The sequence below is a fragment of the Alkalinema sp. FACHB-956 genome (assembly GCF_014697025.1).
Taxonomy (GTDB): Bacteria; Cyanobacteriota; Cyanobacteriia; order Leptolyngbyales; family Leptolyngbyaceae; genus Alkalinema.
Map to the genome: position 1 here is coordinate 81,823 of NZ_JACJRC010000007.1, position 23,708 is coordinate 105,530.

At 49.2% G+C, this 23,708-nt stretch carries 17 protein-coding genes; 8 read left to right on the forward strand and 9 right to left on the reverse strand.

The window, feature by feature from the left end; translation table 11 throughout:
* Nucleotides 1-430 precede the first annotated feature (430 nt).
* Nucleotides 431-1,690, reverse strand: coding sequence for a GAF domain-containing sensor histidine kinase (locus H6G21_RS10250; RefSeq protein WP_190573309.1), 1,260 nt, complete (start codon nucleotides 1,688-1,690; stop codon nucleotides 431-433).
* A gap of 114 nt (nucleotides 1,691-1,804) precedes the next feature.
* A complete protein-coding gene (locus tag H6G21_RS10255; protein ID WP_199307142.1) occupies nucleotides 1,805-2,788 on the reverse strand; it encodes a DMT family transporter in 984 nt (327 codons plus the stop codon).
* 466 nt (nucleotides 2,789-3,254) lie between these two features.
* On the opposite strand from H6G21_RS10255, the gene H6G21_RS10260 reads away from it, so the two are divergent.
* Nucleotides 3,255-3,737 carry a DM13 domain-containing protein gene (locus tag H6G21_RS10260; protein ID WP_199307143.1) on the forward strand — a complete coding sequence of 161 codons (483 nt, stop codon included), beginning with the start codon at nucleotides 3,255-3,257 and terminating at the stop codon, nucleotides 3,735-3,737.
* Between the two features lie 412 nt (nucleotides 3,738-4,149).
* Here the strand turns inward: H6G21_RS10260 and H6G21_RS10265 are convergent, their stop codons facing one another.
* Nucleotides 4,150-4,743 (reverse strand): peroxiredoxin, encoded by a 594-nt coding sequence (locus H6G21_RS10265; protein WP_190573311.1) that lies wholly within the window; start codon nucleotides 4,741-4,743, stop codon nucleotides 4,150-4,152.
* A 365-nt stretch (nucleotides 4,744-5,108) separates the two neighbouring features.
* On the opposite strand from H6G21_RS10265, the gene H6G21_RS10270 reads away from it, so the two are divergent.
* Nucleotides 5,109-6,491 (forward strand): tetratricopeptide repeat-containing serine protease family protein, encoded by a 1,383-nt coding sequence (locus tag H6G21_RS10270; RefSeq protein WP_190573312.1) that lies wholly within the window; start codon nucleotides 5,109-5,111, stop codon nucleotides 6,489-6,491.
* Between the two features lie 58 nt (nucleotides 6,492-6,549).
* Here the strand turns inward: H6G21_RS10270 and H6G21_RS10275 are convergent, their stop codons facing one another.
* The 6 genes from H6G21_RS10275 to H6G21_RS10300 form a co-directional block, all read right to left on the reverse strand.
* Nucleotides 6,550-7,044: a hypothetical protein gene (locus H6G21_RS10275; RefSeq protein WP_190573313.1), complete on the reverse strand. Its 495-nt coding sequence runs from the start codon at nucleotides 7,042-7,044 to the stop codon at nucleotides 6,550-6,552.
* Nucleotides 7,045-7,202: 158 nt separating this feature from the next.
* A complete protein-coding gene (locus H6G21_RS10280) occupies nucleotides 7,203-8,537 on the reverse strand; it encodes an O-antigen ligase family protein (RefSeq protein WP_199307144.1) in 1,335 nt (444 codons plus the stop codon).
* Nucleotides 8,538-8,547: 10 nt separating this feature from the next.
* Nucleotides 8,548-9,837 (reverse strand): glycosyltransferase, encoded by a 1,290-nt coding sequence (locus tag H6G21_RS10285; protein WP_190573315.1) that lies wholly within the window; start codon nucleotides 9,835-9,837, stop codon nucleotides 8,548-8,550.
* Nucleotides 9,834-10,988, reverse strand: a complete 1,155-nt coding sequence (locus H6G21_RS10290; protein WP_190573316.1) for a glycosyltransferase — start codon at nucleotides 10,986-10,988, stop codon at nucleotides 9,834-9,836. Before H6G21_RS10290 ends, H6G21_RS10285 begins: the two co-directional genes overlap by 4 nt.
* A 57-nt stretch (nucleotides 10,989-11,045) precedes the next feature.
* Nucleotides 11,046-12,356: a glycosyltransferase family 4 protein gene (locus H6G21_RS10295; RefSeq protein ID WP_190573317.1), complete on the reverse strand. Its 1,311-nt coding sequence runs from the start codon at nucleotides 12,354-12,356 to the stop codon at nucleotides 11,046-11,048.
* Between the two features lie 336 nt (nucleotides 12,357-12,692).
* Nucleotides 12,693-14,501, reverse strand: a complete 1,809-nt coding sequence (locus tag H6G21_RS10300; protein ID WP_190573318.1) for an ABC transporter ATP-binding protein — start codon at nucleotides 14,499-14,501, stop codon at nucleotides 12,693-12,695.
* A gap of 1,386 nt (nucleotides 14,502-15,887) precedes the next feature.
* Between H6G21_RS10300 and H6G21_RS10305 the strand changes: the two genes are divergently transcribed.
* The 6 genes from H6G21_RS10305 to H6G21_RS10330 all read left to right on the forward strand — a co-directional run bounded on the left by H6G21_RS10305 (nucleotide 15,888) and on the right by H6G21_RS10330 (nucleotide 23,695).
* On the forward strand, nucleotides 15,888-16,889 hold the full coding sequence (locus H6G21_RS10305; RefSeq protein ID WP_190573319.1) for a glycosyltransferase: 1,002 nt from the start codon (nucleotides 15,888-15,890) through the stop codon (nucleotides 16,887-16,889).
* Nucleotides 16,890-17,464: 575 nt separating this feature from the next.
* The gene (locus H6G21_RS10310; RefSeq protein WP_190573320.1) at nucleotides 17,465-18,700 is read left to right on the forward strand and encodes a class I SAM-dependent methyltransferase; all 1,236 of its coding nucleotides are present in this window, start codon (nucleotides 17,465-17,467) and stop codon (nucleotides 18,698-18,700) included.
* 194 nt (nucleotides 18,701-18,894) lie between these two features.
* The gene (locus tag H6G21_RS10315) at nucleotides 18,895-20,058 is read left to right on the forward strand and encodes an NAD-dependent epimerase/dehydratase family protein (protein ID WP_190573321.1); all 1,164 of its coding nucleotides are present in this window, start codon (nucleotides 18,895-18,897) and stop codon (nucleotides 20,056-20,058) included.
* The gene (locus tag H6G21_RS10320; RefSeq protein ID WP_190573322.1) at nucleotides 20,058-21,395 is read left to right on the forward strand and encodes a UDP-glucose/GDP-mannose dehydrogenase family protein; all 1,338 of its coding nucleotides are present in this window, start codon (nucleotides 20,058-20,060) and stop codon (nucleotides 21,393-21,395) included. The genes H6G21_RS10315 and H6G21_RS10320 overlap by 1 nt, the downstream gene beginning before the upstream one ends.
* Nucleotides 21,396-21,463: 68 nt before the next feature.
* Entirely contained in the window at nucleotides 21,464-22,777 is a 1,314-nt protein-coding gene (locus H6G21_RS10325; protein ID WP_190573323.1) for a DUF4910 domain-containing protein, read from the forward strand.
* Between the two features lie 135 nt (nucleotides 22,778-22,912).
* On the forward strand, nucleotides 22,913-23,695 hold the full coding sequence (locus H6G21_RS10330) for a glucose-1-phosphate cytidylyltransferase (protein WP_190573324.1): 783 nt from the start codon (nucleotides 22,913-22,915) through the stop codon (nucleotides 23,693-23,695).
* Nucleotides 23,696-23,708: the final 13 nt, after the last annotated feature.

Below are 23,708 nucleotides of genomic sequence, written 5' to 3' on the forward strand. Positions count from 1 at the left end.
TCATTGCCTTTTGCATTAAATGTTCCATCATGAGATGGTTCCAGTAACGAATACTGACCCACCCGATCGCAAGGACAACAGACAATAACAAGAGGAGTTGAAGAAATAATGACGAAGGGTGATTCCAACGCAAAAAGGACTTAAGGTGCCTTCCCCAGTTGGCGATAACAGGTATAGACATGGGTACGGTTCAGTTGCTGAGTCATGTTTCTATTGAACGATAGGAAACTGAGTTTTTCCTGAGAATTATCTAGAAAATAGCGAAGGATTTCTACCAAAGGATTTCTACAAATTGAGCAATGGCTGGAATGGTGCCGATCGTGGATGACAAGCTGTAATGGAACGGCAGGGGCATTAATGTTTATGCGAGTTTTGCCACAAGTTTGCCGCAAGTTTACCGTCAGTTTGCCGTCAGTTTCTAGACAAGCGGCTACACCAAGGTTGAGGTCGGTAGGGGAAATTGGATGGTCACCCAAGTGCCCTGCTCAGTGTTGGAAGTTATGGTTAACGTCGCCCCATGGGCATCGAGAATGCGCTTGGAGATTGCAAGTCCTAGCCCCGTGCCACCGGATTTGGTAGAAAAGAACGGTTGAGTCAGTTTGGCTAAGACTTCGGGCGGAATTGGGGGGCCAGGGTTGTGTACCTGAATTTGCTGAGTGTGGGCGATCGGATCAACCTTCAACCAGCAAGTAACCGTTCCATTGGGTTCTGTCGCTTCGCAGGCATTGCGAATAATGTTAATCAACACCTGTTTGAGCTTATCAATATCTGCGACTTGAAATAGGTTCGGCACCTCTGCAATTAGGTCGATCGAACGGTCTTCTGCTTCCGGCATTTCTCGTAATGTAGGCAGCATTCCCCGGAGCAATGCCACTAAGTCTAATTGCACCAGTTTCAGGGTTTGGGGTTTGGCATAGAGCAAAATTTCGCTCAACAGGTTTTCTAAGCGTTGTGATTCCCCTAAGGCAAGGCCCAGACGCTCGTGATAGGCGGGAGTGAGCTCTAATTTTTTAAAGGCATTTAAACCCATTTTGACTGTGGTGAGGGGATTGCGAATTTCGTGAACAATAATGGCGGCAAATTCTCCGATCGCGGCCAACCGTTCCTGTTCCATTAGCTTGGCTTGGGCTTCCCGCAGTTCCTCGGTACGAATGGCAACTTCCGCTTCCAGCCGTTCGTTAAATTCCAATTGTTGTTTATACAGAAAATAGTTGTCGATCGCCGTTGCGGCTCGTTCTGCAAAGAGTTCCGAGACTTTGACTTCCCGTTGGCTAAATTGTCGTGGGGTTTGATGGAAGGAGCAAATGGTGCCAATCACCAGATTTTGTGCTGTGCGTAAAGGCACTCCCAAGTAAGAACGATAGCCTTCAGGTGCTTCGCCCAGTTCAGGGTGCTGATCGGTATCTTCTACGACCAGGGGACACCCCCGTTCAATCACCGTACCCGTTAGCGTGCCATGGACTTCATAGACATGATCTTCTTCACCCAAATCAACGCTGCTGGCCAGTACTCGCTCATAGCCATCCTTGCACAGGGTCACGACCGACCAGTCCAGGTGGAGCAAGCTACTGACGCCTAGGGTGATTTCCTGTAAATAGCTTGTCAGTTCACCCGATCGATAACTCAGCGCAGAAATATATTCCAAAACGCGCTGATAATGCTGAATCTCTTGGGAATCGAAGGAGGACATGGGAAGGGGAACACCGCGACCATGGCTTCTATCTTATTTTCAGCAATAGGACTGAAATATTAATTTTTACTGAGTTCCTGCTGGATGCCTGCTGAGAAAAGTCAGATAGCCTGACTAAAACCCTCTAAAATTGACCACGCCCATCATTTCATCAATCCAGTTAATTGCGCGATCGTGCTTGCGATTTTGCTGTAGTAAATCCCAGAGGCTAATCAAAATGCTAATAAATACAATGCTACCCCCCACATATTGCGCGGGCGTTGGGGTTTCGCCCAGGATTAAAAAGGCCATGGCGATCGCGGCGATCGGTTCCAGTAGATGCGCTAGGGTAATTTCAGCGGTAGAAGCCTCTTTGAGGCCATTCAGCCAGCAAATTTGCCCCCCGACGACAATCAACGCGCTATACAGCACCATCCATTTCCACAGAAAGGGGGAAAATGCATCGGTGAAATGCTGACTCCCGTAAAGCGTTTGAGCAATTAAAAAGAAAATAATTGTGCCTAAAAACGTACGAATTAAGTTAAACAGACTAACAGGGACAAGTTGTAGACTGGCTTTGCTTAAATTGCTGGCGATCGCGAGAATGATGGCAGCGGCGGTTACGAATACAATGCCCCGATCGAACTGGAATGCGGTGGTATAGCCCAGGACCGCAGTCACGACAATTCCGATAAATCCCACGATCGCGCTTAAGGCCGTCCATCGCTGTACCCGACTCTGGAAAAAGAGCACGCCGATTAACAAAGAAATGGGGGGTTCTAACCGACTAAAGAGCACCACATTGGTCACGCTAGTATTGTCTAAGGCTGCAAAAATCAGTGCAGGAGCAAGGGCACCGGAAAGCAGTCCGATTGTTCCTAGCTGAATCCAATCCTGCCGCTTTAGCTGACTCAAAAGATGGCGATTCCACTGGCGGCTGAAGAGGCAAGCCATCAAAATTAAGGCGCATAGATTACCAACAAATAGAACATTGCAAAGGGAAATAGGATTTCTGCCATCTACTAAATGCTGTTCTCCCAGTAATGTGATTTGACGAGTAACAGAATTAGAGGCTGCAAAAATGAATGCGGCAATCCAAAGGTAAACACGATGATGCATTATAAGACGAAGAGTGTTCATGCTGAGTCATGTCAATTTCCGCGATCGATGCTAATCCACAAGATTGCTGCACCAGTGCTAATTCACCAGTGCTAATTCACCAGTGCTAATTCACCAGTGCGAGATTATATCTGTGAATTATATCTGTGAAATTACATCATTGCATGGTGAGTGCGGCAAAAGATGAGCGATCGCTAGCAGTTGGATAAGGCTAGAATCATGGCTTTTTTACGCAGCTTACAGCCTAGACTCAGCGGATTCTCATCTGGAGATGCCAGCAGGTAATTGAAGCTTTTCTCAGAGAGTTCTCAGGTGAACTCAGCCAAGGTTTATCAACCCATCAGCTAGATGTAGGCTATCCCCGCAACAATGGCAAACAGTTACACCACGGCAAACAGTTACACCACACACAACTCGTTCATACATCACAGTTACACCCATCAATCCACACACAAGGAATGACACCATGATGAAACTCAACCTGAAACTGAACCACTGGGCCACGCTAGGTGCCATGTCTGCAATGCTGACGATCGCGGCTCCGGCGGTCTATGCTTCAGCTCCGGTTCTACTCCCACCGGGGTGGCAGTCTTCAGCGATCGCGGCGAAGCCTGAAGGTCTGATGAAGACCGGAAAATTTGTGGCAGCAGAAAAAGCAACGACAGGAACGGCCCGCATTGTGCAAGATAAGGGTCACTACTACCTGGAACTGGATAGCGCGTTCAGTACGAGTGAGCTTGGCCCCGACTTACATGTCTTACTGGATTCCCAGAGCAAGCCGCCCCAAGCCTACACTGCAATGAATGGCTATATTAACCTAGGGAAACTCCACAGTTATAGCGGGATGCAGCGCTATCCCATTCCCGATGCGATCAACGTCTCAAAAGTGAAATCCGTAGTGATTTGGTGCCGGATGGCGAATGCCACCTTTGGCTATGCATCGCTGTAATGGTTCTAGTTGTAATGAGTCTAGTTGTAATGGGTCTGGTTGTAATGGGCCTGTATCACTGTGATGGGTAGGTATCACTGTAACTTTGGCCCCTGAAAACTTGGCCTCTGGAAACTGTCTAAAACGGTATAAAAGGGTACCGATACCAGGTAAACTAAGGATCTTACTAGCTGCTCAGCCCCACTCGGATGAAAGAGTTGGGGCTATTTATTATTTTTGGGGTGATGGGTTTCACCCGTGAATTAAATATCCAGTTCAACTAGATGTATCCAACATAGGCTAGCCAAATACACCCTAAGCATAACAAAGGCCAAGCAAAAAGTGCGTTAGCTTGCATACTGATCAGCTAACGCACTTGCTATCTATCGATCGCTTAACACGATACGACCCAGGGAAATCCCATCACAGCAAGTTACACTGCGGCGAAGTATTCCTTCGACTTGACGGGGTCGGGGTTCATCGTAGCGGCACCGGGCTGCCAACCGGCGGGGCACACTTCATCGGGGTGGGACTGGGTGTACTGGAAGGCTTGCAGGGTACGCAGGGTTTCATCTACGCTACGACCCACGGCCAAGTTGTTGATGGTGGCGTGTTGGATGATGCCGTCTTTGTCGATGATGAACAGGCCGCGCAGTGCTACCCCTGCGTCGGGATCGAGCACGTTGTAAGCGGTACTGATTTCTTTCTTCAGGTCAGCTACCAGAGGATAGTTCAGGTCACCCACACCACCGCTCTTACGATCGGTTTGAATCCAAGCCAAGTGAGAGAATTCGCTATCGACAGAGACGCCCAAAACTTCGGTATTCAGCTTGCTGAACTCTTCATAGCGATCGCTGAATGCAGTGATTTCAGTAGGGCACACAAAGGTGAAGTCCAGCGGATAGAAGAACAGGACAACGTACTTACCGCGATAGTCCGACAGCTTAATCGTCTTGAACTCTTGGTCAACTACGGCAGTGGCAGTAAAGTCAGGGGCCGCTTGACCAACCCGGAGGAATTCAGACATGGGAAACTTCTCCTGAATAGCAGTGATGTAATCGGTTCAAAATCCAATGAGTTCTCAGAATCCAGCCTTAGACTGCACTAGGGCATAATTTAAGAACTGTTACAACTATATCATAGTCATAACGATTTTGATTAAGGGGATCCCGATAGGTAATCATCCTCATCAGTCACCATCCTCAGTCAAGATAGCGAATTTTGCCAAAAGATCAAGATCGATCGAGATCACAACAGGATCGATCGGGATCACAAATTGAGTGACTGGGGAAGGAGAGTTGTATAAGGGGTTGACTTTTGTCCTGAATCTTGGCAATTGGCTGGAAAACTAGAACATCTCTAATTTGTGGGGCAAAGGCCTAACGGGGTGACATGGATCGTTGGTGGGTTCCTGGAGTATTCGCACTATTGGTTGGCCCAGGCGTGACCTTCGGGGTGATGGCTCCCGCTCAGGCATTGCCGATCGATCGCCTCAACGAGATTGCACAGTCTGTAACAGTGCGCATTCAGGCCGATCGCCCCAGTTCGGGCGTTTTGATCGATCGCCAGGGGGATTTGTATACGGTTTTGACCACCCATCACGGCGTACAAGTCCAGGATCGCTATACGGTGGTGACGCCCGATGGTAAGCGTTACCCCGTGGAATGGCGCAGCATTCAGCCCTTGCCGAATTTAGATCTCGCCTTAGTGCAGTTTCGCAGTGCGGCCAACTATGCCACGGCCAAACTCGCCAACTATGTGCCCACAACCCAGCAACCGTTGTTTATTTCTGGGTTTCCGGCTCCTAGTGCGGCGGTTTCCGAACAAATTCGCCTATTTATTCCCGGCCAAACCGTCCCGACAACCCAGGCGATCGCCCTGGCGCAAAACCCCTTTTCCCAAGGCTATCGAGTTTTCTATACCAACCTGGCGGAGGCGGGCATGAGTGGCAGTCCGCTGTTCGATCTGAATGGCCATGTGGTAGCGATCCATGGGAGATCGGAGGGGGAAGAGACCTTTGATCCACAGTTACAAGAACCTCGGCGGCTGCGCTTGGGCTACAGTTCGGGGATTTTGATGCGGACGTTGTTGCAGTACCAGCCCCGACTTTCGGTACAAACCAAAGAGACGCCACCACCTGCACCAACGCCTGTGGAAACAGCGGCCATGGCGAAACTTCTACAGAATTGGGTGGTGACGCCTGCGGGGGCACCCAGTGCCATGACCTGGGTGAATTACAGCAATACACTCTATCGCTTGGGGCGTTTTCCCGAAGCGTTGGCCGCGATCGATAAAGCCTTGGAATTGGAATTTAATGCCCCCCAGTTTTGGTATTTCCAAGGGGTGATTTTGCAGGCAATGCAGCGGCCTCAGGAGGCGGTGAATGCCTTCGATCGGGCAACACAATTGCAACCGAATTTCTATCGCGCATGGCAAGCTAAGGCATTGGTATTATCGACATTGGGCCGTTCGATCGAAGCGATCGGCTCCTTGGATCAAGCCTTACAAATTGATCCCCAAGCCTATGTTGCATTGTATCTACGGGCCCAGGTACTGGGTCAGGCATTGCAGCAACCCCAGGCTGCGTTATTAGATCTCGATCGGGTACTTCAGTTGCAACCAGAGTTTGTGGAAGCTTGGGTGTTAAAAGGACGGGTTCTCCAATCGTTAGGCAAATCGGCGGAGGCATTGGTGGCGGTCAATCAGGCATTGGCGATCGAACCGCGCGATCGGGATGCCCAAGCCTTGCGAGTCAGTTTACGATCGGGCCGTTAGGAGTGGATTGACTGGCGTGATTCACGATTGACTAGCGTGATTAACTAGCGTGGATTGGCTAGAAGCGAGGCGGGCGGGGGGCGGCGGGATGAACATAGATGAGTGTCCAATTGTCTGGATTTTGAATCAGGTCAGCTTTGCCCAGTAGGAGAAACCAGAAAGCAGTCCGAGTGTGAATGTGATCGACCATGAGGAAATGATTACGTTTGGCAATCACGCCTTCCCGTTTGAAACCACTGCGATTAACTACATCACAGTAAACACCAATGTGTTTAACTTTGAGAATAGCTGGTTCCCTAGACTGAACCGCTTTGGGTAACATGAAAATGCCGTAGACTTGGTGTTTGCCTTGCCAGGGCTTCATGATGATGGTTTCTGGATGGATTTCGACGAGGGGCTGTCGGGAAGTCAAAAGGGCTTCTGCATCGCAGGCAGATTCTGGCCGCTGGACGATCGGTTGGGCCTCACAGACGATTCCCAGTCCGAGTAGAAATGCGATCGTGGAACAAATGGGTTGACGCCAGTGGAGAAGAGCCTGAATTACGAGTTGCACAGAGATGGGATGCGATGAATTGATTCCTGGATGCAATCTCATAGTACCCACAATCATGTTGGGGAATGAAACTTGGCTACCGCCATCATCCCGCCAAAGCCTTGGCAATCATGGGGTTCCCCGGTTTGAGCGGCCCACTGACTCTAGGGTTCTAGGGACTAGCCTTTGGATTCTGTGAATACAGGTTGTAAAGCGAGAGCTTCCTCATTAGCTGGGACACCTACTGGTTGTCTCCCAGAGAAATCCAGCAATTCAGGGGTTGTTCGGTAAATTTGAATGGCAGCCATCCCAACCCCATAAATTGTCCAAATCCAAATGGCTCCCGTTGGACCTTCAATAATGACCTCGAAGGTTGTTGTTGTCATAAACGCGATCCAGTAGGTTAAGAGGGTCATAAATAAACCCGACCAATGCTGTAACCCCCGTAGCCGACTATGCACATAGGCTAACAGCATGGTGCTTCCCCAACTCAACTGAGCACACAACCAGAGAATAAAACCTGGCACTCCTGTTCTCGCCAAGAGGTTGATATGGCCGTTGTGGGGACTGCGTAGAATGCCATCCTGAAATGGATCAAAGCCATCCACTGTCGCTAGATTAATTCCAAATCCCCGCCCAGTCCAAAAATATTCGCCTCCAAACGTATAGTTAATAATCTTAGTCCACCATCTTTGTCGCCACTCTTTTGTTCCTTGATAGCGGGTAGACCCTTCATCGGAGAAAATAGTTCCGACTTTGGAAGAGACAACTTCAATTAAATTGGGATTTAAAGCAACGATTAAAGTCAATGCTATGCCAACTACAATCAAAATTTTCCACAGTCGTTTACTCTGGATTTGATTAATTCCAACAACAAGGAATGCAAGTACAAAGGCAACCGTTCCCGATCGATTAGCTTGACTCCCCACATAGCCTACATTCATTAGAAATAAAAACAAAAATGAGATGACTCCTGGAGGTTTTAGCGCTACAAAAAATGCTAAACAAGCCGATAGATGGGCCATCACATCTGCTACCTTCATATCAATCATGGTTGCAGTTGTTCCCGGAATATTGGGAGAAACTCCTGCCTGATAAATAGTCCAGGTAAAGGGCAAAATTAGTAGAAAAATTGTGATGAAACTACGATATCTTCTTAAGAGAAAAATTAATAACTCTGGTCTAGCAGTCAAAACAACAGCAATGATAAATGCATACAAACTGTAGTAATACATGGCAGCATCTCTGATTGCATTGATGCCGTATACGGGAACATAGGGAATGGTATGGAAGACACACCAAAGGAAAAAAATAACTAGAAAACAGGGTGCGGGTTGACGAAAAAGCTGGGGTAGGTAATGGCCGATAAGTTTTGAGAAAGAACGATTGAGTATTAGGGTTATAAAACCAAAAAATAATGTGATTTCACCAATATAAAGTGGAGCCACACCCACATAGGAAAACCCACGCCCAAAGAGCGAGTATCCTAGCAAAACCCAAGTATGCCAACCCAAAAATCGTCTGCTAAGTCCTAACTTTCTCATTGTTCTGTCTTGTTACCTTCGAGGATTGAGATTGGAGAATCTTGCTGTAGGTTTGTGTCAGTAATTCTGCCCGATTTTCCCAGCGGTAATGCTGCTGAATACGCACTCTGCCTGCTGCTCCCATCCGTTCCCTTAGGGGGGGATTGGTGGCTACCTCTACCATAGCCTTGGCTAGGTCTTGAATGGCTTGTTCGGGGGCATGGGCAGGAATTTTAAATCCCGTTTCTGAGGTGACTTGCGTTCCTGGGCCTCCCAAATCCAAACAAATCACAGGTCGCCCCGTGGCCATGGCTTCTAGACAAACCCAACCGCCGGAGTCATGGAGACTGGGATGCACTAAAGCATGGGATTGTGCCAATTTTTGGAGTCCTTCGGCCCGAGGTAATTTTCCTAGAAATTGCACCCGATCGCCTAATCCTAGGGATTGCACCAGTTGCTTGAGTCGTCCTTCCTCAGGGCCTTCCCCTAAAATCCAATAGGTGGCATTGGGCAGGTTGGCCTGGGCAAAGGCTTGAATCCCCAGATGAAATCCTTTCCAATGCAGTAAGCGGCCCATGCTAATGAACTGGATCGGTTCCTCGGATGGTAAACAGTATTGACATAACTGATCAATTTCAGAATCGATTAATCCAGACTCGCTCAGAGTTTCCACCCTGGGAGCTGCTAAGGCTTGGATACGTTTCTCCGTATCTTGAGTCGTGACCCATACCAGGGCACTCCGTCTGATCGTCAGCCACAGAAAGGGATCCCATTCACCCATCCGTTTAGCGAGCGCCCGAATTCGCTCAAACCATTGATCCTTGGATTTAAATGTGGTCAGAAACGGAGGGGGAGTCACTTCAGCTCCGCCCACTGGCCCAAAGATAAAGGGAACCGGCAGCAAGGCTAAAAAACTAGGGTTGTAATACCGTACATAGGTAACATGTTGGGCAATATCAAACTGATGCAGCTTATGAAGGGATCGCGCCACTAGGTAGGCTTTTACTTGCCAGAGATAATAATGTAAGTTGACAGCCCATGTGTAATGCTTCCCTTCCTGACTCCAGTCATACACCCAATCGAAGGGATCTAAATAAATAACTGTGAGGTTGGGCTGAGGATTGTGAGCGAGTTCAGCTTCAATTCCCGATCGGTGCGCGGCGGTGGTGAGTACATACACTTGGTGGTGGGTTCCGGAATACTGAGCCAAGGCCAAGGCCACGTTCCATCCCACGCCCGGTTCTGACCCCCGGTTTGGTTCACAGGCATAGGCAGAGAGCAAAATTTTCATACCATCTCCAAACGACTGTACTGTTGAAGGGCTTGTTGGGCAATTTTGTCCCACCGAAGATTGTCTAAGGCATATTGGCGACCCTTTAATCCCATTTCTGGCCAGCGATCGCGGCAATTCCAAAGCTTGGTCATTCCTTGGGCAATACTCTCGGCGGTTGCTTGTACGACTACACCACAGCCACTAGCTTGGACGTGGGTTGCAATGCCTGCGACCTCCGAAACAAGTAAAACCCGACCGGCTAACATCGCTTCTAGCGCCGAAAGACTAAACCCTTCAAAGCGCGAGGGCATACAGAACACATCATACTGAACTGCTAACTGAGACGGACTGGTGTGATAGTCCGGTGACAGAAACTTCACAGTTTCCGATAAATTTAATCGTTTAACTTGCGCCTCTAGGGTGGCTCGATCGCCCCAATCCGACCCTTGAAGCGTTAAATGGCTGGCAGCAGTTGCAGATTGTTGATATTGGGCAAAGGCATCCACGAGGAGATCCAAGCCTTTGTTATAGGCATCTAAACGGCCTAAAAAGAAAAAGCGCGCCGTTGCTGGGTTATGCCATTGCAAGTCTGCTTCCGGCAGCACATCTTGGGGTTCAAAGCCATTGGGCAACGCCACGATGGGGGTGCGAATGCCTAACCGACTTAGCCATTGTTGATGCTGGGCATCCAGTACTTGGATGGCGGTGGCCTGTTGTAGTAAGCGTTTTTCCACTAAAAACCAGTAGGGCCACTTCAGATGGGCATTTTTTTGGAAAATCGTGGGGTGATAGGGATCGTGGGGAGCCACGATATAGGGAACTCGCAACTTGTGCAGTTGCTGGGCAACGGCGGCGACACTGCGGTGGAAAATGCCGTTGAGGATGACGATCGCCGCCGTTGCATCGGCTCCGGTGAACTGTGTTTGAAGAAATTGCTGGAGTTCTGGGGCTAGGTTCCAACTGGGCGAGGAACCTTCGCTGGGAAAACATTGAATCTCGTAGCCAGCAGGGGTGAGGCGTTGTCCTGACGGTGTTCCCTCACACAGTACGGTGACGGAGGCACCCTGTTGGACTAAACCCGATGCCAGACCATGCACTGCTTTGCAGACCCCTTCGGAATGGGGATCTTTCTCGAGGGGAAAATGCTTGAGATAACAGTAAATCTTCATACCGGTTCTATAGCCAATGCTCCATAAATCTCTAGCGCAACCAGCCCGACCACCCAATTATCCTTTCCAAGGATGAATGGCGGGTAAAGGGGCAAAGGACTGGGCGATCGCAGGTGCCCCTTGGCATTGGGGCTGTTGTTCCAATAACTCCTGAAAAAGATGGGAGTAGTAGACAGCTTGTTTAACATGGTCAAACTTTGCAACAGCCTGCGATCGTGCTGTTTGCCGTAATTGGGTATGGCGCTCTGGATCCTGAAGAACCCAGGCAATTCCCCGCGCCAAATCATCAATGTGATAGGCATTGGCAAGATAACCGCTTTGTTGATGATCGACAATATCTTTGATGCCCGTTGCATTGAAGCCCACCACTGGGGTGCCACAGGCGATCGCTTCACAGGCCGTATGGCCAAAGGCTTCCTGGAGGGAAGGGACAATCATCACATCCGCTGCTGCATACAATAAAGCTAAGGTGTGATCGGAGTGGATATGGCCGAGGGAGGTCACTGGGCAGTTGAGCTGGATGGGCATCTGGGGATCCTCGGCCCCAAAAATGACTAAGTGAATTCGTTGGCCCCAATCATTGGCAATCAGTTGCTGCAAAGCCGGCAACAGGTATTGAAAGCCTTTGCGAGGATCCTCTAGGGCATTGGGTGCCCCAAAGACAATAATTTGCTTATCTAAGGGGAGTTGTAGGGCTGCCCGAGCCAGCTTGGGATCCGTGGGCTTAAAGATGTTGACATTGAGGCCATGGTGAATCACTTCAATGCGATGGTTCTGAAACAGCGTACTTTGTTGAGCACAATCCGCTATCCAATGACTGGGAGCGACCAAGGTCAGATTTAAATTTCGCCAGGCTCTCTGCTTACGGGCCCAAATCCAGCGGGATAAATCTTGAGCGCGGGAACTGTCAAGGTGGGGGCAACGACCACAGGTTTGTTCGTAGCGATCGCAACTTTGACTATAGTGGCAGCCACCAGTAAAGGCCCACATATCCCGTAACGTCCAAACCATGGGCTGACGCAATTGCCCGATCGCTTCCACGGTGAGATAGCCACTGCAAATCCAATTGAGATGCAGAATATCAGGCTGCAACCGACGAATTTGCTGGACAGTTCCGTTAGGAAACCACTGGCTTGAAAATAACCCCACTTGGCGATTGGGATACCGCAGCAGGGGCAAATTTCCCATCCGACGCGAGATTGTAGTCCACAGGGTTCGCTGGGCAAACACGCCAGGATCATCCGTATGTTGATTCCGAACCAACATTTTGGCATCAACCCCTAGTTGCTGCAAACCTTTGTACAGACGATAGGCCCCTCGTGCAGCGCCCCCCTGGTTATCGGAGTCATTGAGTAGCAGAACTTTCATGAAATTTGGAGTGTCGATAATGGCGGATGCTTCAGTAAATGGATCTCCCTGATATTGTTCCTTGCTGTCAATGATTTTAGGGAATTGCCCGTTTGCCCTAGCCTGTTATGGTTGCAGAATTTAGATTGTCCATGGGTTGCATCTCAAGGTCAGCCTAAAATACCCGACTAAAACAAGGGATTCCAGAAGAATGAATTCTCAAAGAATCAATTCCAAAAGAATGAATTTTAGAAGAATAGGTCACCCGTGGTTGGTCGGGTGACCCGCCAGATAAAGATGAAGTAGATGCAAGAGTCATCGCAAAGCGAGCGGTCAAGGGCAAAATCCTCGCTATTCTTAGGATTGTTGAGGAGTCGTGGTGGGGGCTTTGAGAACCACTTCCTCGTAGCTACCGGACTTCACCACTTGTCCCCGTTCCATCATGTAGATGCGATCGCAGTGTTCTACCGTCGTTAGTCGGTGGGCAATGATAATCATGGTTTTTAGACCACCTAAGGCTTTCACGGCTTCACTGACTAAGCTTTCGGTCTCGTTGTCGAGGGCAGCGGTGGCTTCGTCAAACACTAAAATTTCGCGATCGTGGTAAATGGTTCGAGCAATGCCGACCCGTTGCCGTTGTCCCCCAGACAAGCGCATTCCCCGCTCTCCCAAGACGGTATTAATGCCCTCGGGCAAACGCTCTACTAATTCTGTCAGTTGGGCAATTTCGATCGCTTTTTGTAACTGATGTTGGTCGATCAGGTGATCCGGCACCCCAAAGGCAATGTTCCTTTCTAAGGTATCGTCCGTCAGAAAAATCGTTTGAGGCACATAGCCAATTAAGTGTTGCCAAGAAGCGAGGTCCTCATAGATGGAAACGCCATCGACGGTAATCTGTCCTTCCTCTAGCTCCAACAGGCCTAAAATGACATCAACCAAGGTGGTTTTACCTGCGCCCGATCGACCAATGAGTCCAATGGATTCACCTTTTTTCAACGTGAGAGAAATTCCTTTCAGGGCATACTCAGCGGATCCAGGATAGCGATAGGTGACCTGATCGAGGATCACCTCGCGATCGAAGTTCATTGGAGAAATTACTTTATCCTTGCCGACGCAGTCAGGATCGTAGGGTAATGTCTTGGCCTGTCCAGAGATTTGCTCCAACTCCTGCAAGCTAAAGTAAATGCGATTGAGGGCGGAGGTGGCGTAGCGAATATCACTAGTTCCATTAATCACCAAGGTGATCGCAGGCAACATGCGGATGGACGCCATTGCGAAGATGCCTAGAATGGCATTAAGATTTTCAGAACTTCCGCCGCTGAGTTGTAAGAATAGGAATGTAAATAACACCAAAAATGTCACCAAAAATGCCTCCATCGTGTATCGAGGCAAATTGGTGAAGGCAAAGAAGGATGAGGCAGAGTTGGCGTAGCGCATCATTTGGGTGTTGGCCTGTCGTTCAAAGTAAGGTTCACAGCCAATCACCCGAATTTCCTTAAGTCCTCCAAAGCTATGGTTAATAATTCGAATCATTTCTTCATAAGCTTCCGATCGATCCTTGCCCCAGCCAGAAACACGTCCCTTGAAACGTTTGATCAGTAGAAAGGAAACCAGGAAGACACCCCCCACAATGACTACAGCAATAGCATTGGTGGTGATTAGCAGAATGACGATCGCGGTGATGACTGCGACATTTGCACCAACAAACAGCAGAGGAAGCAACACCCGGTTTGTGAATAATTCTGTCTCACTCAGCATATTCTGCGTCAGTTCAGCGGAATTGTGGCTGAGATGGTAGGTGTAGGGTGCACGGGAGTAGGCATACATCAGCCGGGAACAGAGGAGACCCTGTTGGCGATAGCCGTACTGAAAAATGTAGCGCTGAACGCAAAAACTCACAAATGTCTTGACATAGAAAATCAAAACAACGGCCAGCCCCAAGCAGAGTACAACCTTCCACTCCTGCCCCTTGGGTATGGCAAAACGTTCCTGGAACCAACCCAAAACGGCTGAGTCGGGATTGGTTGCCACTGCAATAAAGGGGCCTACCATGCCAATCCCAAAGGCTTCCAGAATCGATGCAAGCGTAGCCAGCGCCATCAGAAGACCGAGTTCCTTCTTGCGCCCTGATAAAACGTAGAAAAACTTGGATAAATATCCCTGCATCCAGATTATTCCTCTGCGAGTCGATAGCAAGATTGTGTCCCACAAGAACCGGGCTTGACTAAGACACTACAGGCTGAGAATAGACAGGCTGAGAATAGACTTCTCTCCAAAAGTATACTCAGGCCAGAGCTGCCTTAAATCCTACACCTAAAGGCAAAAACTTAAAAAAGTAACAATTTAAGGTTAAACTAACCCTCTGGCAACACCTAGATCACGCCACCTCAATTCCAGGGGGGCAATCAGGTTGTGATTATCAAACTTGTGATCATCCAATTGGGAAGCTTGGGCGCGAACGAGGTAGGGAACACAGAAAGTTAATGTAAACCTGTGATTCAGCATCTGTGATTCGTCATATTGGTTAACAGTAGGTAAATTTGATTCATAGTAGATAAATCTAAGACTCTATCTACAACTCATTGTTTAGATGCAATTATTTATACGTTTAGAGGTATCTAGACATATTTAAAGATCTATATAAGCCCACACGACTTGCTAGCACTCTTTGATAGAGCATTGTTTAAATTTCTCCGAGCTTAAACTTATTTTCCGGATTTCTGATGGAGTCTCTAGAAGCGGGTTTTGGAAGATGGGTGAGATTTCCAATGGTTCAAAGCCATGGGATTGGTTTAAAGCCATAGGATGCTGGCGCGTTGATGCTAAGTCAGTAGTGCTCAGCAATAACTGGTCTTGCCAGAACTTGTATCTCCAGCAGAATTATTTCGAGATGGCCGCGATCACAGCGTCTCTCCCGAGAGAGTTGGGGTTGCTAGGGTTCAAAAAATTTGTACATTGCCTATTACATTTCTTAAGTGTTAGAGCCTAAGGTTTAAAGCCTCAGTTTTGGATAGTTAGCACTTCAGGTTAGTTGCTTGTGCCCCTAGGGTTAGTAGTACGCTAGTACACCCAAGAGACGGTTTAGACCAACCTTTATGCATCGTTACACCAGTATATTCACTCAAGAGAATGCTGAAAAAGCTTTATTTAATCTTCAAGGTTAACATGGTTTATTCTCTGATTGGGGATATAAAGTGGTTTATTTGACCTCATGGGATGGTTTAAGCCTGTTGTCCCTCCATCTGGGAGCTCTATTGCTTCCATAACAGTTGCGAGGCAGGCTGTTAGAGATCAGAGTCCATAGATTCTCTAGAAATCGAATATTTTATTTTAGTGAAGAGCGAATCCAAAGACTGGTAATTTTCTAGGTCCCTTTGGTACTAGTATTAGGAACTCCTGTGGAATGAATTTGATTAAGTTTGCTGCATGAGTTAAATGGGCATCGGACTACGTGGGAGCCAAGTACTGGCATCGCCCTTCGATCCAAGATCGGTCGTCTTCCGTTGTGCGTACAGTTAACCCCATTTTTATGAATATTGGAAGTGCTAAGCTATGGCAGAAGCCTTACCCCGTGTCAGTATTGGCGTTCCCGTCTACAATGGTGAAGCTTTTTTAAGAGATTGCCTGGACTCTCTTTTGGGGCAAACCTTTTCCGATTTTGAAATTATCATTTCGGACAATGCCTCGACGGATAGCACCGAAGCTATTTGTCGAGAGTATGCTGCACGGGATGCCCGGATTTATTATTATCGGAATGACTATAATATTGGGCCTGTGGCAAACTTCGATCGGGTGTTACGGCTGGCACGAGGTGAATACTTTAAGTGGGCTGCCCATGATGATGTCTCTGCCCCTGAGTGGCTCGCTCGGTGTGTAGAAGTTCTCGAACACCATCCCGAAGTGGCTCTATGTTATACCCGCATGGGGGTGATTGATTCCCAAGGCCAGTTGCTCAAAGAGTATTGCTACGATATTCAGTCTAATGTTGCTCAAACACCACGACGTTTTCGCAACTTGATGTGTGTGGATCACCGCCGCCATTCTGCGATTGAAATCTTTGGATTGATGCGACGTGAAATGATGCTGAAGATTCCACCGCAGGGACTGTATGCCCGGGGAGATAGTGTTTATTTAGCTCGGGTGTCCCTATTTGGCCGTTTTTATGAAGTGCCCGAGGTTTTATTTTTTAACCGTGATCACGGGGAACGCTCTTCACGGCTGCCCTCCAACACGATTCGCAGCTATACACGCATGGCGGCTTGGCTAGGAGTTGGACCTCTCCCCCCAACAGAATGGTGGGACTCGAGTAAACGTGGCAAGCTGACTTTTCCTGAATGGAATTTGATAAGAGAGTATTGGAGATCGGTGAGATTAGCTCCTTTATCACTGCGAGATAGAATGGCTTGCTATCTTGCGGTTGGATACTGGCTAATTGGGCACGGTCCAAAATTATTACGTGATGTCTTGATCGCTGCAGAGTTGGTTCTCAGGAAATTTTTTCTTGGAAGTAATACCTGGCAAGCCAGTGGTGAAGTGAGTAAGGGCAGCGTATAAGTAATTTGTAGCACAATTGATCCTGTGTGCTGGTGTTGGATATTCTGCTGTGAGATATTATGCTTCTGTGTGCTCATCACCATTATTTGTAAGTTTTTCAGAATTTTCACTCAAATAAGCTATGGACTCGATTACCCCAGTCAAGATTGGATAAAGTTATCGAGTTGGCTGGCCCCCCCGACTACTTCTCTTGCCTGTAACTTTTCTATTACAGGTGATCGATAGTACCCGAATCCTCAGTTTTATCTCCATTACTGTAGATTTTTAGTGAAGCCTATTTTAATTTGAGTGAAAGTAATATAGAACTACTGATAATTGTCAACATGATGAGAGGCATCAAGTAGTTACATTTCGTAACTGTTATCGTTGTTTTTCGTTGTCATTTCGGTAATTTTCTACCTTACATCAGCAGTGCACTAACAGGACTTTATTGTATGGAGCATTACTCGGTATCGCTGCGACAGCTACATTGCAAGGTGGGAGGTTTTGAAGAGAGTTCGCTGAAGTTAGCGCTTCCATGTTTTAGGTGGCAGGATTTGAAGGATTGAGGTTCATTAATTTCTAGATGCAGATCTATGAGTAAATCAAATTGTCGATTTTGTGATGCTCCCTTAAAACACACTTTTGTCGATTTGGGAATGTCTCCCCTCTGTCAAACCCATATCACGTCAGAACAGCTCAATCACATGGAGCCGTTTTACCCCCTCCATACCTACGTGTGCGATCACTGCTTGTTGGTGCAATTGCAAGAGTATGTGAGTCCCCAAGAGATTTTCACGGAGTACGCCTATTTTTCGTCCTATGTGGATGCGCTACTCAGGAATGCCAGCAACTACACAGACTTGATGGTGGAGCGATTTAAACTGAATGCCCAGAGTCAAGTGGTAGAGGTGGCGAGTAACGATGGATATTTGTTGCAGTATTTCCTGAAAAAAGGGATACCGGTTTTAGGGGTAGAACCTGCAGTGAATGTGTCCCAGGTGGCGATCGAAAAGGGCATTCCGGTGGTCAACAAGTTCTTTGGTCGGCAAACGGCTACGGAGCTTGCGGCTGAACGGGGACAAGCGGATTTGCTCCTCGGCAATAATGTGTTAGCGCACGTGCCTGATATCAATGATTTTGTCGGCGGTCTCAAGATTTTGCTCAAGCCAACCGGCGTGATCACGATGGAATTTCCCCATCTGATGCAGTTGATGCAGGACAATCTGTTTGACACGGTTTACCACGAACATTTTTCCTATCTCTCCTGTTTGGTGGTGGAGAAAATCTTCGCAGCCCACGGCTTGACGTTGTTTGATGTGGATGAGATTCCGATTCACGGCGGTTCCCTGCGCATTTACGCTCGCCATACGGAAGATGCGTCTAAGCCCGTCAGCGATCGGGTGGCGGCCTTTATTGAGCGGGAGAAGGCGTTTGGACTGACCCAACTGGAGACCTATTTCACCTTTACCGAAAAGGTCAAAGCCACGAAGCGGCAGCTCTTGCAGTTTCTGATCACGGTGAAGGAAAAGGGCAAAACCATTGCGGGCTATGGTGCACCGGGTAAGGGCAATACCCTGCTGAACTACTGCGGCATTCGTACGGACTTTCTCGATTACACCGTCGATCGCAACCCCTACAAGCAAGGGAAGTTCACGCCCGGAACCCACATCCCAATCTACTCGCCGGACAAAATCCAAGAAACGAAGCCGGATTATCTGCTGATTTTGCCCTGGAATGTGAAGGACGAAATTATGGAGCAGATGTCCTTTATTCGCGACTGGGGTGGGCAATTTGTGGTACCGCTGCCGGAAGTGAAGGTGTATTCCTAGGCCGATTTGCTACCTAGCGGAATCGGTGGTCTGCTGTATGTGCTAAACACAATGCTATGCGTATCCATGCGGTGAACGGGCCATGACTTTATAAATGGAACCTAGGATTGCAGGATTGCATAGCTCTCAGCCGTACATTTGATTTAAGTTTTAGTCGTTCATTTGCAACTGCAATTATTTTTGGAAATCGCTCTATGGGTGGAAATATCGATGCGATCGTCCTCGACGATCGGCAAACCAATCCAGTGCAGACAGCTCAGGATATTATCCAGGAAGATTTAGATTACATCTGCAAAAATCTTGCTGAAGAATTTGGCACCATGGCGGGTAAAAGCCTACTGATTACCGGTGGGGCTGGTTTTCTGGGCTACTATTTTGTGCAATCGGTGCTGCATTGGAATAAACAGGTGGAGGCCGCTCGCCAAATTCGCTTGACGGTTTTTGATAACTATTCCCGAGGGGTGCCCACCTGGCTGACTGATCTCGAAGGCGATCCCACCCTGACCCTGCGCAAGCAAGATCTCAAGGATCCCCTGCCCGCCGACATGGGTGACTTCCAGTACATCATCCACGCCGCTTCGATCGCCTCGCCTACGTTCTATCGTCGAGACCCGATCGGCACCATGGATGCCAACGTCAACGGCCTGCGCAACCTGTTGGAATACTTCAAGCAGCAGCGCGATGCGGGTAAAGAAGTGGGCGGCTTCCTGTTCTTCTCCAGCAGCGAAATCTACGGCGATCCCTCCCCCGAGAACATTCCCACCCCTGAGGATTATCGCGGATTTGTCTCCTGCACCGGCCCCCGCGCCTGCTACGACGAAGCCAAACGCTATGGCGAAACCCTCTGCGTCAACTTTGCCCAGCAGTACAACCTGCCGATTAAGTCCGCCCGTCCCTTCAACAATTACGGCCCCGGCCTCAAGATCACCGATCGTCGTCTGCTGCCGGATTTTGCCCGCGATATTTTCTCCGGGCGGGATATCACGATGTTGTCCGACGGCTCCCCCAAACGTACCTTCTGCTACTCCGCCGACTCGATTACGGGCTACTACAAAGTGCTGGTGAAGGGTCATCCCGGTGAAGCCTACAACATCGGCATCGAATCGCCGGAAATCTCCGTGGCGGAACTAGCGGAACTCACCGTAAAGTATGCCCGTAATCTGTTTGGCTACCAGGGCAAGGTCGTGCGTCAAGTCAGCGAAGACAAAGACTACCTGGTGGATAACCCCAACCGTCGCTGCCCTGTCATCACCAAGGCCCGTACCCATCTGGGCTATAACCCGACCATTCTGATCGAAGAAGGACTACGCCGATCGCTGATCTGGTACCACGACAACCAAGTTGCGGAGGATGCATAATGCAGGTTTCAATTATTGGCACCGGCTATGTCGGACTGGTTTCGGGCGTTTGTTTTGCGGATAAGGGCCATCAGGTGGTCTGCGTCGATATCGATCCCAACAAAGTTGAAAAGATCAACCAGGGCTTCTCGCCGTTCTATGAACCGGGCCTGGATGAACTGTTGGAGCGCAATATCCACAGCCGCCTCAAGGCCACCACGGATTTCCGGCAGGCGATTTTGGACACGGACGTGTCGCTGATTGCGGTGGGAACCCCCTTTGATGGGCGCGAAGTGGATCTGACCTATGTCAAACAGGTGGCCCAGCAGATCGGTGAAGCGCTCAAGGACAAGTCCACCTATCACCTCGTCATCGTCAAGAGTACAGTGGTGCCGGGAACGACCGATCAGGTGGTGCTGCCCATTCTCGAGGCGGCCTCGGGCAAAAAAGCAGGTGTGGACTTCGGCGTCGGCATGAACCCGGAATTCCTCACAGAAGGGGAAGCGATAAGCGACTTTATGTACCCCGATCGCATTGTCCTGGGCGGCATTGACGATCGCAGTATTGATCTGCTGGATCAGCTCTACGAAGGCTTTGACGGTGTCGATCGGCTGCGGACGAATAACTCCACCGCCGAGATGATAAAGTACACCTCCAACTCGCTGCTGGCACTGTTGATCTCCTTCTCCAACGAAATTGGCAACCTCTGTGCGGCGATCGGAAATACCGACATTGTCGAAGTGATGCAGGGGGTTCACAATAGCCGCTATCTGACCACAGTAATGCCCAACGGAGATCGGATCGTGCCGCCGATTACCAGCTTCTTGGCGGCGGGCTGTGGCTTTGGCGGAAGCTGTCTGCCCAAGGACGTGAAAGCGCTGATTGCCCACGGCGAAAAATACGGCAGTCCCATGCCCCTGCTGGATGCGGTAATTCAGGTTAACCAAGCCCAGCCTAAACAGGTGATTGCCCGACTGCACAAGCATTTCCCCTCCCTCGAAGGGGTGCGGGTGGCGATCCTGGGGCTGTCCTTCCGACCCAACACCAACGACATGCGCGAATCTCCTGCGATTCCGATCGTGCGAGATCTCCTGGCGCAAAAAGCTATCCTGAAAGCCTACGATCCGGTCGCCAATGCAGAAGCCCAGCACATCCTGGGAGCCGATGCGTTGGAATACTGCGACAGCCTCAATCAGGTCTTAGAAGGGGTGCAAGCCGTGGTGCTCGTGACCCGCTGGGATGAGTTTCGATCGGTGCCGGAACTGCTCACCAAACTCGATCCGCAGCCTGTGTTTGTGGACGGTCGTCGTCTGCTCGACCAGCACAGCATCGCGAAGTACGAAGGCATCGGCTTGTAATTTCTGAGTGCATCGGGAGGTGGAGTCCTAAGCTGGCTCTGCCTCCGCTGTCATCCCCCTAAACTGCCATGAATATTAGCGATCTCCGACAAACGCTGGATCTGGCGCAAACGGTGCAGGAGATGGAGTTCCTCGTGCGCGCACTCTACCCAATCTGCCGCAGCATTACGGGTGAGGGCTTTCGTCAGACGCTCCAGATTCTCCAAACCCAGATTCCCTTGACCCAACATCAAGTGCCCTCGGGAACTCAGGTCTTTGACTGGACGGTGCCCCGCGAGTGGACGATTCGGGATGCCTATGTGAAAAACTCCCAGGGCGATCGGGTGATTGATTTCCAGCGATCGAACCTGCACGTGGTCAACTACAGCATTCCGGTTCACACGAAGCTCTCCCTCCAAGACCTCAAACCCCACCTGTTTAGCCTGCCCGATCGGCCCGATTGGATCCCCTACCGCACGTCCTACTACAAAGACACCTGGGGTTTTTGTCTGAGTCACAATCAGCTTCTGGCCCTCCCCGAGGATGAGTATGAAGTGCGGATTGATTCGAGCTTGGAACCCGGTTACCTGTCCTACGGCGAATATTATCTTCCCGGAGAAACTCCCGAGGAAGTGCTGATTTCCTGCCATGCCTGCCATCCTTCGTTGGCCAATGACAATCTCTCGGGCATCGCGATCGCCACGACCCTAGCGAAACATCTCAGCGAAATTCATCGGCGCTATTCCTATCGATTTATCTTCATTCCGGCCACCATTGGCTCAATTACCTGGCTCAGTCGCAATGAGGAAATCGTCGATCGGATTCGCCATGGGTTGGTGCTCAGTTGTCTAGGGGATCCGGGCCATTCCACCTACAAAAAGAGTCGGCGGGGAGATGCGGAAATCGATCGAGCCGTGTTGCATATCCTGCAGCATTCGGGGAAAGACTATAAAGTGATCGATTTTTCACCCTACGGCTATGACGAACGGCAATATTGCTCGCCAGGATTTAATTTGCCCGTGGGCTGCTTTATGCGGACACCCAATAGCCAATTTCCTGAATATCATACTTCTGCAGATAATTTAGAGTTTATTCAACCTTGGGCCCTGCAAGATTCGTTCACAAAATGTCTAGGCGTTCTTTCGGTTCTCGAGCACAATAAGACCTATCTCAATCAAAATCCCAAGTGCGAACCTCAGTTAGGGAAACGCGGACTATACAGGGCCGTTGGTGGGCCGGCTGGAACTGGCATCAATGAAATGGCCATGCTCTGGACGCTTAATCTCTCCGATGGGTTACATAGTTTGCTCGAGATTGCCGATCGATCCGGATATGCGTTCGACGCGATCAAAAAAGCAGCGGATGCCCTCGAGGAAGCGGGTTTACTCAAGGCACTTTCTTAGGAACGGCTGGCTGACTGGAGAGATTGCCCGCAGGAAGTGTTCTCGCGATCGCATTTTGACAGAATTGAGTCTGTTTCTGCCTTCAGCAGTTTTCAATTAACTGCGATTTATTCATCATATCTCAGGAGAAAAATCATGAAAGTAGTTCTCTTTTGTGGCGGTCTAGGGACTCGGTTACGGGACTATTCTGAAAGCGTGCCCAAGCCGATGGTGAACATTGGCTACCGTCCCATTCTCTGGCATTTGATGAAGTACTATGCCCATTATGGTCATAAAGAATTTATCCTGTGCCTAGGCTACAAAGCGGATTTTATTAAGGAGTATTTTCTCAACTACAATGAGTGCCTTTCCAACGATTTTGTTCTATCAGGGGGCGGTAAGCAGCTCCTCATGCTTGGCAGCGATATCCAAGACTGGAAAATCACGTTTGTGGATACGGGGCTGCACTCCAACATTGGTCAGCGTCTGAAGGCGGTGGAGAAACACCTAGCCGGGGAGGAAATGTTCTTAGCTAATTACAGTGATGGCCTCACCGACCTGCCCTTAGATCATTACATCAATAATTTCATTCGCCACGATAAAATTGCAAGCTTCTTGTGTGTGAAACCGACCCAGACCTTCCATGTGGTATCCACGCAAGAGGATGGGGTAGTGACCAGCATTCAGCACGTAACTGATTCGGACACACGCATCAATGGTGGCTTCTTTGCGTTCAAGACGGAAATCTTCAAGTACATGGAAGCCGGTGAAGAACTGGTTATAGAACCGTTCCAGCGGCTGATTGAAAAAGAGCAATTGCTGGCCTACAAGTATGACGGCTTCTGGACGTGCATGGATACCTTCCGGGATAAGCAAAACCTTGATGATATGTATTCCCAAGGAAAGGCTGTTTGGGAAGTGTGGAAACGTAATGCTTAAGTCTCCTGTTAAT

Coding starts and splice junctions, on each gene's coding strand:
- H6G21_RS10325 (WP_190573323.1), top strand. CDS start 21,464: ATGAATATTAGCGATCTCCGACAAACGCTGGATCTGGCGCAAACGGTG.
- H6G21_RS10270 (WP_190573312.1), top strand. CDS start 5,109: ATGGATCGTTGGTGGGTTCCTGGAGTATTCGCACTATTGGTTGGCCCA.
- H6G21_RS10265 (WP_190573311.1), bottom strand. CDS start 4,743: ATGTCTGAATTCCTCCGGGTTGGTCAAGCGGCCCCTGACTTTACTGCC.
- H6G21_RS10250 (WP_190573309.1), bottom strand. CDS start 1,690: ATGTCCTCCTTCGATTCCCAAGAGATTCAGCATTATCAGCGCGTTTTG.
- H6G21_RS10300 (WP_190573318.1), bottom strand. CDS start 14,501: ATGCAGGGATATTTATCCAAGTTTTTCTACGTTTTATCAGGGCGCAAG.
- H6G21_RS10305 (WP_190573319.1), top strand. CDS start 15,888: ATGGCAGAAGCCTTACCCCGTGTCAGTATTGGCGTTCCCGTCTACAAT.
- H6G21_RS10295 (WP_190573317.1), bottom strand. CDS start 12,356: ATGAAAGTTCTGCTACTCAATGACTCCGATAACCAGGGGGGCGCTGCA.
- H6G21_RS10310 (WP_190573320.1), top strand. CDS start 17,465: ATGAGTAAATCAAATTGTCGATTTTGTGATGCTCCCTTAAAACACACT.
- H6G21_RS10255 (WP_199307142.1), bottom strand. CDS start 2,788: ATGCATCATCGTGTTTACCTTTGGATTGCCGCATTCATTTTTGCAGCC.
- H6G21_RS10330 (WP_190573324.1), top strand. CDS start 22,913: ATGAAAGTAGTTCTCTTTTGTGGCGGTCTAGGGACTCGGTTACGGGAC.
- H6G21_RS10320 (WP_190573322.1), top strand. CDS start 20,058: ATGCAGGTTTCAATTATTGGCACCGGCTATGTCGGACTGGTTTCGGGC.
- H6G21_RS10285 (WP_190573315.1), bottom strand. CDS start 9,837: ATGAAAATTTTGCTCTCTGCCTATGCCTGTGAACCAAACCGGGGGTCA.
- H6G21_RS10260 (WP_199307143.1), top strand. CDS start 3,255: ATGATGAAACTCAACCTGAAACTGAACCACTGGGCCACGCTAGGTGCC.
- H6G21_RS10290 (WP_190573316.1), bottom strand. CDS start 10,988: ATGAAGATTTACTGTTATCTCAAGCATTTTCCCCTCGAGAAAGATCCC.
- H6G21_RS10315 (WP_190573321.1), top strand. CDS start 18,895: ATGGGTGGAAATATCGATGCGATCGTCCTCGACGATCGGCAAACCAAT.